The sequence below is a fragment of the Rhizobacter sp. P3_C12 genome (assembly GCF_056402735.1).
The window spans coordinates 1-10,690 of record NZ_JBFUGW010000219.1; the positions used below are offsets into that span (position 1 = coordinate 1).

At 68.8% G+C, this 10,690-nt stretch carries 8 protein-coding genes; 5 read left to right on the plus strand and 3 right to left on the minus strand.

Annotated elements, in window-relative coordinates; all coding sequences use genetic code 11:
• Both AC1DXV_RS25540 and AC1DXV_RS25545 read left to right on the plus strand, forming a co-directional pair.
• A partial coding sequence (locus AC1DXV_RS25540; RefSeq protein WP_477936191.1) for an RHS repeat domain-containing protein occupies positions 1-1,986 on the plus strand: 1,986 nt, incomplete at its 5' end.
• 421 nt (positions 1,987-2,407) lie between these two features.
• Entirely contained in the window at positions 2,408-2,569 is a 162-nt protein-coding gene (locus tag AC1DXV_RS25545) for a hypothetical protein (RefSeq protein ID WP_477866011.1), read from the plus strand.
• A 43-nt stretch (positions 2,570-2,612) separates the two neighbouring features.
• Here the strand turns inward: AC1DXV_RS25545 and AC1DXV_RS25550 are convergent, their stop codons facing one another.
• Positions 2,613-3,635 (minus strand): methionine synthase, encoded by a 1,023-nt coding sequence (locus AC1DXV_RS25550; RefSeq protein WP_477936193.1) that lies wholly within the window; start codon positions 3,633-3,635, stop codon positions 2,613-2,615.
• Between the two features lie 149 nt (positions 3,636-3,784).
• Here AC1DXV_RS25550 and AC1DXV_RS25555 point away from each other — a divergent pair, with 149 nt between their 5' ends.
• The 3 genes from AC1DXV_RS25555 (at position 3,785) to AC1DXV_RS25565 (ending at position 7,600) form a co-directional block, all read left to right on the plus strand.
• Entirely contained in the window at positions 3,785-6,247 is a 2,463-nt protein-coding gene (locus AC1DXV_RS25555) for a membrane-bound PQQ-dependent dehydrogenase, glucose/quinate/shikimate family (RefSeq protein ID WP_477936195.1), read from the plus strand.
• A gap of 61 nt (positions 6,248-6,308) precedes the next feature.
• Positions 6,309-6,662, plus strand: a complete 354-nt coding sequence (locus AC1DXV_RS25560; RefSeq protein WP_477866013.1) for an FKBP-type peptidyl-prolyl cis-trans isomerase — start codon at positions 6,309-6,311, stop codon at positions 6,660-6,662.
• 14 nt (positions 6,663-6,676) lie between these two features.
• Positions 6,677-7,600 (plus strand): transglutaminase family protein, encoded by a 924-nt coding sequence (locus AC1DXV_RS25565; RefSeq protein WP_477866008.1) that lies wholly within the window; start codon positions 6,677-6,679, stop codon positions 7,598-7,600.
• Between the two features lie 10 nt (positions 7,601-7,610).
• Here the strand turns inward: AC1DXV_RS25565 and AC1DXV_RS25570 are convergent, their stop codons facing one another.
• Together AC1DXV_RS25570 and AC1DXV_RS25575 are read right to left on the minus strand one after the other, a co-directional pair.
• A complete protein-coding gene (locus AC1DXV_RS25570; protein ID WP_477866007.1) occupies positions 7,611-8,195 on the minus strand; it encodes a hemerythrin domain-containing protein in 585 nt (194 codons plus the stop codon).
• A gap of 44 nt (positions 8,196-8,239) precedes the next feature.
• The coding region (locus tag AC1DXV_RS25575; RefSeq protein WP_477936197.1) for a glycoside hydrolase family 94 protein at positions 8,240-10,690 on the minus strand (2,451 nt) is incomplete at its 5' end.

Sequence of the window (10,690 nt, forward strand, 5' to 3'; positions counted from 1 at the left end):
GGTATCACCAACATCACCTACGACGCGGCGCGGCGTCTGAAGACCCGCACCGACAGCCGTGGCGTCACCGAGACCTACACCTATGACCTGGAAGGCCGGCTGACCAGCGTCGTCTACAGCCAGAGCGGTCAGCCGAGCCAGACCATCACCTGGAGCTGGGATCTCACCGGCGCGGACTACACCTACAGCATCGGCCGGCTCAGCCGAGTGGATCACCCGGGCGGCTTCGCCCGATTCAGGTACGACCCGCGAGGCCGGATCACCGAAGCCGTGCAGTCGGTGAACGCGAAGGCCGGTGCGAACACAGTTCCGATCCAGACGACGGTGAAGTACGCCTACTCGCACGGCGACCTGATGACCATCACCTACCCGTCGGGCCGCGTGCTGGTGATCACGCGCGACACCGGCGARCTGATCGCSATGAGCCTGGCGAAGGACGCAGGCAGYACGCCSGTGCCGCTGATCAGCAACGTGAAGTGGGAACCCTTCGGCCCGGTGAGCGGCTGGGACTGGCACATGGCGAGCGGGCTGGTGCCGCATATGCGCCTGTTCGACCTGAGCGGCCGCATCGTGCGCTACCCGCTGGGCAATGCGCTGCGCGACGTGACCTACGACGCCGCCGACCGCATCAGCGGGTTCACACACCTGCTGGCCACGGACGGCACGCCGCAGATTGCGCTGGACCAGAGCTTCGGCTACGACGAGAACAGCCGGCTGACCAGCATCACCACATCGGCGTCGAGCTGGTCGATCGCCTACGACCCGAATGGCAACCGCACGCGCGTGAACCTGAACGGCAGCTCGAGCGACTACACGACCGAGGCGACGAGCAACCGGCTGACGAGCATCACGAATCCGGCACGCAGCTTCGGCTACGACAACGCCGGCAACACGACCAGCGACAGCGCAGGCTACACGGCGACCTACGGCCTGAACGGCTCGATCGCGAGCATCACGAAGGCGGGCGTGATCGGCAGCTACGACTACGACGCGCAGCGCCGGCGCATCCGCAAGGTGACGAGCACGGGCGAGACGGTGATCTTCGTGTACGACCTGGAAGGACAGCTGTTGGGTGAATACGAGCAGAGCGGCAAGGCGCTGCGCGAATACGTGTGGCTCGACAACATCCCGGTGGCGATGTTCATGCCGGATCCGGCCAGCGCGAACAATCCGCCACTCGTCTACTACATCCATGCGGATCACCTGAATGCGCCGCGGATCGTCGTCGATCAGAGCGGCGCCAAGCGCTGGCGTTGGCTGGCCGAGCCGTTCGGCACGACGGCGCCGGAGACGAATCCGGAAGGACTCGGAGCCTTCACGCAGAACCTGCGGTTCCCGGGCCAGTATGCGGATGCAGAGAGTGGGCTCTGGTACAACCACTTCCGGAATCTCGATAGCTCCAAGGGTCGCTACACGCAATCGGATCCGGCGGGCTTGGCCGGTGGAATCAATACCTTTGCCTACGTCGACGGAAATCCACTGCTGCTGATGGATCCGAACGGACTCTGGAGCAGGGCCGATCTGCCGAGCCTTCCTGATGGCCTGGTCAATTTTTTCACCGGCTATGGGTCGTACTACGGCGGACTGTGGAATGCGGGCAAGCACATGTATCAGCGAGCGGGCCTTGCCGGAGAGTGTCGACAAAGACGAGCCATCGAGAATGAGGCAGCGCTGGCAGGAGGTTTACTCGCGCTTTCCAATCCGACCATTGCCGCCAATGCTGCTGCGCAAGTGGGCAATTGGGCTGCGAACCACAAGGCCTACTTGGCGGGGAGACTGTCTGCCGGTGGAGTTACCAGTATGTTGACTCGCACGGGGCCTTATGGCGGGATCTCACTGGGCCTCATTGCGGGCCTCGGCGACGCGCTCGAAAATATCGATCGCGCTGACGCGTCGAGTGCAGAGCAGGTTCTCAGAGGCATCCTAGGAGATCGGATGCCCGATCTACCTGACGTTCATCGAACAGAATGCGAGTGCAGAAAATGAAGATGCGCAGTCCTCAGCGCCGAAACCCGTTCGACAACCCTCTCTTGGCACTGCCGCTTCACATCTTTGCGTCGATCACATTCTTCGGCACGGCTTACCTTTCTCTTCGAATGAACTCGCTGTGGCCTGTTGTGGCAGGAGGAGTCGTGGTGAGCTGCGTGGAGGGTTTGTGGCTTTACTTCCTGCTGCGGAAGTAGAGTCGCCCAACCTCGGGTCGTCAGTCAGTCAGTCAGTCAGTCAGTCAGTCAGCGAAGAAAAACATACCCGAACACATCCGGCATCCTTGGAACAATCTCGGCATATGACCGCAGTCCCAAGCGATCCTGCCTCTGCGTGGTCTGCCGCAGCGTGGATCTGCATCGTTGGCTCCATATTCGGCGGCTTTGCCGTCTCGGCGCTCATCGCCAGGAGAGGCCGGCCGGTGATCGCCGCGACCGTCCCTCTTTGGATATTTGCTCCCACTGCTCTGGGTTCGACGATGCTGGACGGCAATGTCTCGTGGACCGGCGTCTGCATCATCGCAGGCCTTGCCCTTGCGTTTGCAGCGCTGACATGGGGAAGCCTGAAGGGCTGGGACACGTGAGTCAGCCACCCTGCTCCCGGCATGTTCCTCTCTCGGCGAATACTCAGCCCCCGCTGCGCCTCCTCGCCAGCGCCGCCCCCTCCCCCAGCGCCTTCAGCTTCGCCTCCGCCACCGCCCGGCTCATCGGCGCGAGCCCGCAGTTCGTGCACGGGATCAACCGCTCCTTCGGCACGAACTGCAGCGCGCGGCCGATGGTGTCGGCCACTTCCTCGGCGGTCTCGATGGTATCGCTCGCGACGTCGATCACGCCGACCATCACGTCCTTGCCGGCCAGCAGCGCCATCAGGTCGGGCGGCACGTGCGAATGGATGCACTCCAGGCTCACCTGGTCGATGCGGCTCGCGGCCAGCGCCGGGAACACCTTCTCGTACTGCCGCCACTCGTCGCCCAGCGAGTTCTTCCAGTCGATGTTGGCCTGAATGCCGTAGCCGTAGCAGATGTGCACCGCGGTCGTGCAGCGCAGCCCCTCGGCCGCGCGCTCCAGCGCCTTCACGCCCCAGTCGGCCGCCTCTTCCATGTAGACGTTGAAGGCCGGCTCGTCGAACTGCACGATGTCGACGCCGTCGGCCTCCAGCGCGCGCGCCTCCTGGTTCAGCAGCTCGGCGAACGCGAAGGCCATCTTCACGCGGTCGCCGTAGAAGCGGTCGGCCACCGTGTCGACGATCGTCATCGGCCCGGGCAGCGTGAACTTGATCTTGCGCTGCGTGTGCGCCCGCAGGAAGCGTGCCTCGGCCGCGTGAACGCGGCCGGTCAGGCTCAGCGGGCCCACCACCTGCGGCACCATCGCCTTGTAGCGGTCGCGGCGGATGCCCATCTCGACCTTGTGCTCGAAGTCGATGCCGGCCACCCGCTCCAGGAAGCCGTGCACGAAGTGCTGGCGCGATTGCTCGCCGTCACCGATCACCGACAGCCCGGCATCCTCCTGGGCCTTGATCCACAACAGCGTCGCATCGAGCTTGGCCTGCGCCAGCGCGTCGCCCTCGGCCTTCCAGGTGGGCCACAGCTTGCCGGTCTCGGCCAGCCAGGCGGGTTTCGGCAAGCTGCCGGCGACGGTTGCATCGAACATCGGGTCATCTCCTGAAATGCTGTGACATCCCGGCGGCGCAAGGCACACCGTCCTACGACGCGCCAGGATCGCGGCCGACAGCCGGCACGCATGCGGGCCGCTAACTTGGCCTGTGCGGGCGATTGTCCGTTGCCTTGCGGAGATTCCCCGTGCCGACTTCCCCTACCCCTCCCCGCGCGCTGTTGGCGCGCGTGCTCGCCGTCGTGCTGATCCTGTCCGGCCTCGCGCTCGCCGGCGGTGGTGCCTGGCTGATCGCGTTGCACGGCAGCCCGTACTACCTCGCCGCCGGCATCGCCGCCCTCGCGAGCGGCGCACTGCTGTGGCGCAGGCGCAGCGCCGCGCTGTGGGTCTTCACCGGCTGGCTGCTCCTGACGCTGGCCTGGGCGCTGTGGGAATCCGGCCTCGATTGGTGGCCGCTCGCGGCGCGGCTGGACCTGCTGTTCGTGCTCGGCGTGCTGCTGGTGACGGCGCCGGTCGCGCGCGCCCTGGGCATCGCCGGCCTGGGCAGCGCACGCGCCGCGCTGGCCACCGTGCTGATGCTGTCCGGCGTCGTCGCGGTCGCGTCGTGGACGGTCGATCGCCACGAGCAGGTCGGAAGCCTGCCGGCCGCCGCCGTGGCCAGCGACGCCGCGTCGGCCGTGCCTTCGGATGAATGGCACGCCTACGGCCGCACCGGGCACGGCCAGCGCTGGTCGCCGCTGAAGCAGATCACGCCCGACAACGTCGGCAGCCTGCAGCTCGCCTGGCAGTACCGCACCGGCGACCTGCGCGGCCGGCCCGGCGACCCGAWCGAGACGACCTACGAGGTCACGCCGCTGAAGATCGGCAACCGGCTCTACCTGTGCACGCCGCACCAGTCGGTGGTGGCACTCGACGCGACCACCGGCCAGCAGGTGTGGCGCTACGACCCGCTGATCCAGGGCGAGCTGGCGCTGCAGCACCTGACCTGCCGCGGCCTCGGCTACCAGCCGCCGCGGGCCGCTGCGTCCCCCGCGGCACCGGCCTCGGCGCCGGCAGCCGCGGCAGACACCTCGCCGCAGCGCGTGGGCCTGCTGGTCGCCGCGACCACGCAGGGCGCGAAGGCGATCGATGCCTGCCCCGCGAAGCTCTTCATGCCGACGGCCGATGGCCGGCTGATCGCGCTCGACCCGGAGACCGGCGCGATCTGCCGCAGCTTCGGCGGCGGCCGCGGCCAGGTCGACCTGTGGGCGCACATGCCAAACCTGAAGCCGGGCTCGTACTACTCGACCTCGCCCCCCGTCGTCACGCAGAACCTGGTGGTCATCGGCGGTACCGTGCTCGACAACGTGTCGACGAAGGAGCAATCGGGCGTGATCCGTGCGTTCGACATCGAGACCGGCGCGCTGGTGTGGAACTGGGACTCCGGCAACCCCGACGCGACGGCACCGATCGCCGCCGGTGCGAGCTACACGCCGAATTCGCCGAACAGCTGGTCGATCTCCAGCGTCGACGAGGCGCTGGGCCTGGTCTACGTGCCGATGGGCAACCAGCCGCCCGACCAGTGGGGCGGGCAGCGCAGCGCGGCCGTCGAGACCTACTCGTCGTCGGTGGTGGCGCTGGAGCTCGCCACTGGCAAGGTGCGCTGGGTGTTCCAGACGGTGCACCACGACCTGTGGGACTACGACGTGCCGTCGCAGCCGAGCCTGCTTGACATCACGGTCGGCGGCGCGACGGTGCCGGCCCTCGTGCAGCCGACCAAGCAAGGCGAGCTGTTCGTGCTGGACCGTCGCACTGGCAAGCCGCTGCTGCCGGTCGAGGAGGTGGCCGCGCCGCAGGGTGCCGCGAGCGGCGACCACACCGCGCCGACACAGCCGCGCTCGGCGCTCTCGTTCGATCCGCCGCCGCTGCAAGCGCGCCACATGTGGGGCGCGACGCTGTTCGACCAGCTGGCCTGCCGGATCGCGTTCCACCGGCTGCGCTACGACGGCCGCTTCACGCCGCCGTCCGAAGGCGGTTCGCTGATCTACCCCGGCAACTTCGGCGTCTTCAACTGGGGCGGCATCGCGGTCGACCCGGTCCGGCAGATTGCCTTCACGACGCCGACCACGCTGGCCTTCACGTCGACGCTGGTACCGCGCCCGGATGCCACGAGCCTGATGGTGCAGGGCAAGGGCGAGCCGCTCGGCCCGCTGCCGGCGCTGAACGAGAACTTCGGCGCGCCCTACGCGGCGAAGATGAGCGCCTTCACGTCGCCGCTCGGCGTCCCGTGCCAGCAGCCGCCGTGGGGCAATGTGGCGGGTGTCGACCTGCGCACCGGGCAGGTGGCCTGGAAGCACCGCAACGGCACGGTGCGCGACCTGTCACCGCTGCCGCTGCCGTTCCGCATGGGCGTGCCCAACATCGGCGGGCCGATGATGACGGCCGGCGGCGTGGCCTTCCTGTCGGGCACGCTCGACGACTACGTGCGCGGCTACGACGTGAGCACCGGCCGCGAGCTGTGGAAGCAGCGGCTGCCGGCCGGCGGGCAGGCGACGCCGATGACCTACGCGGGCGCGGACGGGCGGCAGTTCCTGCTGGTGGTGGCAGGCGGGCACGGGTCGACCGGGACGAAGCCGGGCGACTACGTGCTGGCCTATGCGCTGCCTCGATGATCCCGCTGCCACGGGGATTCCATCGGCGCGTTAGCATCCCGGCTTTGCGCCCCAACAAGGAATCCCCATGCAGACGACCGCCTCCGGCCTCCAGTACGAAGACACCGTGCCGGGCACCGGCGCCGAAGCCCAGGCCGGCCAGCACGTGCGCGTGCACTACACCGGCTGGCTCTACAACAACGGCGTCAAGGGCGCCAAGTTCGACAGCAGCAAGGATCGCAACGACCCGTTCGAGTTCGGCCTCGGCGCCGGCATGGTGATCAAGGGCTGGGACGAAGGCGTGCAAGGCATGAAGGTCGGCGGCACGCGCGTGCTGGTGATACCGGCGGCGCTCGGCTACGGCGCACGCGGCGCCGGCGGCGTGATCCCGCCGAACGCGACGCTGATGTTCGAGGTGGAGTTGCTCGGCGTCTGATCCGGCGTCCGGCGATGACGATCCAGTACGACATCGTCCACACGACGACCTACCGCTATTCGAAGCCGGTGCGCTTCGGCGAACACCGCGTGATGTTCCGCCCGCGCGACAGCCACGACCTGCGGGTGCTCGCCACCGACCTGCAGGTCAGCCCCGCGGCCGGCGTGCGGATGATCCAGGATCCGTACTCGAACTCGATCGCGCTGGTGCAGCCGCTGGTCGAGGCCGACGCGCTGCGCTTCGTCTGCTCGTTCACGATCGAGCATGCGAGCAGCCACAACCTGGAGCTGCCGCTGTCGCCGTCGGCCGAGTTTTTTCCGTTCTCGTACTCGGTCGACGAGCGCTTCGACCTCGAGCACTACCTGCGCCCGCACCACGACGACCCGGACGGCACGCTCGCCGCATGGGCCCGCCAGTTCGTCCGCACCGACGGCCCCACCGGCACCCGCGACATGCTGGTGCGCATGAACCAGCACATCCGCGACACCTTCCGCTACGCCGACCGCGACGAGGAAGGCACGCAGCTGCCGCTGAAGACGCTCGCGCTCAACAGCGGCAGCTGCCGCGACTTCGCGCTGCTGATGATGGAGGCGGTGCGGCGGCTCGGCGTGGCGGCGCGCTTCGTGTCGGGCTACCTCTACGACCCGGCGCTCGACCCGGCCGCTCCCCGCGGCGGCCCGGGCGCCAAGGACACCGTCCCGACGACCGTTCCCACCACCGGCGCCGGCGCGACGCACGCCTGGCTGCAGGCCTACCTGCCCGGGGCCGGCTGGCTGCCGTTCGACCCGACCAACAACCTGCTCGGCGGATCGCAGCTGGTGCGGGTCGCCGTCGTGCGCGATCCGAAGCAGGCCGCGCCGATCTCGGGCAGCTGGTTCGGCGATGCCGACGCCTACCTCGGCCTGCAGGTCGACGTGAAGGTCACGCGGGTCGGCTGAACCCGCTCGCTCAGGCCCGCGAGACCGGGTGGTGCGCGAGGTCCAGCGGCGGCCGGCCCACGGGGTCGTCGCTCTCGTCCTCGTGCGGCTCGCCGCCCCGGGCCATCGCCTGGTACTCCTCCATCAGCTTGGCCTTGCGCGACGCGAGCCGCGCACCCACCGCCTTCAGGTCGACCTTGGCCTTCTTCGCCTTCGGGAAGATCTTGCCGTGCTCTTCCTCGACGTGGGCATCGATGTGCTTGCCGAGCACGATGACCTTGGCATCGAACTGGTCGTCGACCGGCGTCATCGCCGAGATCTCGGCGATCAGCTCGCGCGCGCTCGCATGCTCGACCTCGGCCTGGTCGACCAGCGCATCGTCGCCGATCGCGGCGCGCACCGCCGGGTAGAAAATCTCTTCTTCGATCTGGCCGTGCACCGTGAGCTCCATGCAGATGCGCTCGGCCACGGCGCGGCGCTCGCCGTCGGTGTTGCTGCGGTCACTGAGCTGGTGGAACGCGATGAACAGCTTCTTGATCGCGATGTGGTCGGCCTTCAGCATCTCGATGGCGTCGAAGCGCGACGGCTTGGCACGGGGACGAGGGGCAGCTGGCATGGTGATCTCCTTTCAATGCGACTTCAACGTTGGATTGACGGCATTCAGGCGAGCGTGGCCACGACCCGGTGCCGGGCACCGTCGTCGATGAATGGCACGCCGCCCTCGGGGGAAACAGGCTGTCCGTCGTGCTGCAGCGACCAGCGGCCCTGGGCCTTCGACGGGTTGCCCACTTCGATGTCATAGACCGTGCGGCCGCGCCGCAGCGTGACGCTGAACCCCGGCCAGCCGGGCGGCACCACCGGTGCGATGTGCAGCACGCCGTTGCGCACGCGCACGCCCAGCAGCTCTTCGATGCCGATGCGCCAGTACCAGCCGGCGGCACCCGTGTACCAGGTCCAGCCGCCCTTGCCGGTGTGCGGCGACTCGCCGTAGATGTCGGCCGGCATCACGTACGGCTCGACGCGGTAGCGCTGCACCGCGAGCCGCGAATCGCTCTTGCCGATCGGGTTCAGCATCGCGTACAGCGGGTACGCACGGCCGGCATCGCCGAGGCGCGCGAAGGCCATCGCGGTCCACACCGCGGCGTGCGTGTACTGCCCGCCGTTCTCGCGGATGCCCGGCACGTAGCCCTTGATGTAGCCGGGGTCGTGCGCGGTCTTGTCGAAGCTCGGCGTGAACAGCCGGATCAGCTGCGCGTCGCGGTCGATCAGCATCTCGTCGACCTTCTCCATCGCATCGCGCGCGCGCTGCGGGTCGCCGCCGCCGGCGATCACCGCCCAGCTCTGCGACAGCGAATCGATGCGGCATTCGTCGTTGGAAGCCGAGCCGAGCGGCGTGCCGTCGTCGAAATAGGCGCGGCGGTACCACTGCCCGTCCCAGGCATTCGTGTCGACCGCGGTCATCAGCTCCTGCGACAGCAGCGTCCATTCGGAGACCAGGTCGGCGCGCTCGCGGCGCATCGCGATCGGCATGAACTCGTCGAGCACCGACTTCAGGAACCAGGCCATCCAGACGCTTTCGCCCTGGCCCTTCCAGCCGACCCGGTTCATGCCGTCGTTCCAGTCGCCGCAGCCCATCAGCGGCAGCCCGTGCACGCCGCGCCCGCGGCTCACCTGGATCGCGCGCACGCAATGCTCGAACAGGCTCGCGCTCTCGTGCGAGATGGTCGGCTCGAAGTACTGGCTCTCCTCGTGCGGCGGCAGCTGCGGGCCCTCGAGGAACGACACCGTCTGGTCGAGCACCGCATCGTCACCGGTCACCGACACGTAGTACGCCACCGCGTACGGCAGCCACAGCCGGTCATCGGAGAACGTGGTGCGCACGCCCTTGCCGCTCGGCGGGTGCCACCAGTGCTGCGCGTCGCCCTCGACGAACTGCTGAGCCGCGGCGCGCAGCAGGTGGTCGCGCGCGAAGCCGGGCCAGGCATGCACCAGCGCCATCACGTCCTGCAGCTGGTCGCGGAACCCGTAGGCACCGCCCGCCTGGTAGAAGCCGCAGCGGCCCAGGCAGCGGCTGCTCAGCACCTGGTACAGCAGCCAGCGGTTGAGCATCAGGTCGAAGGCGCGGTCGGGCGTGCGCACCTCCACCGCGCCGAGCAACTCGTCCCACTGCGCCCGCACGTTCGCCAGCGCCTGGTCGGCATCGCGCGTGGTCATCCGCACCAGCTCGTCGGCGCCGGCGAGGCTCGCCGCCTGGCCGAACGAGAACACGACCACGTCGGACTCGCCCGGCTCCAGCTTCAGCTCGACCTGCATCACCCAGCACGGGTCGGGGCCGACGCCGGCGGCCTGGCGCAGCGTGTGCTGCGATTCGAGCGCCTGCGGCGCCGCGAGCCCCTGGCCGATGCCGATGAACTCGGCGCGGTCGCAGGTCCAGCCGCTCACCGGGTGCGAGCTGCCGAGCCACGCGATGTCGCGGCCGAAGTCGGCATTCGCCGGGTTGCGGGCGTACAGCGTGGTCGACGCGTTGCGGCCGGCCCAGGTCGACAGCAGGTCGACCTTGCCGCTGCGGTTGTCGCCGATGCACAGGTTGACGTACAGCGTCAGCGTCAGCGTGCGGCGGCGCGCGCTGCGGTTGGCCACGCGCAGCCGCATCAGCTTGGCGGGCCGGTCCCAGGCAACGAAGTGCGTCAGCTCCGATTCGATGCCCTCGGCCTGCGTCGTGAAGCGGCTGTAGCCGGCGCCGTGCGCGCATTCGTGCGTCGCGCCGGGCGCGCTGCGCGGCTGCGCGGTGGGCGTCCAGTAGGCGCCGGTCGCGCGGTCCTGCAGGTACAGGACCTCCGACGATGGATCGACCAGCGCATCGTTGGACCACGGCGTCAGCTGGTTCTCGCGGGCGTTCATGCGCCAGGTGAAGGCCGAGCCGCTCTCCGACACCAGCGTGCCGATCTGCGGGCTCGCCATCACGTTGACCCAGGGCGCCGGCGTCGTGCGGCCCGGCGGCAGCACGATGCGGTACTCCTTGCCGTCGGGCGTGAAGCCGCCGGTGCCGTTGAAGAACTGCAGCTCCGCGGTGACGGTCGGCTCGGCCTGGGCGCCGCCCTGCGCCAGCGG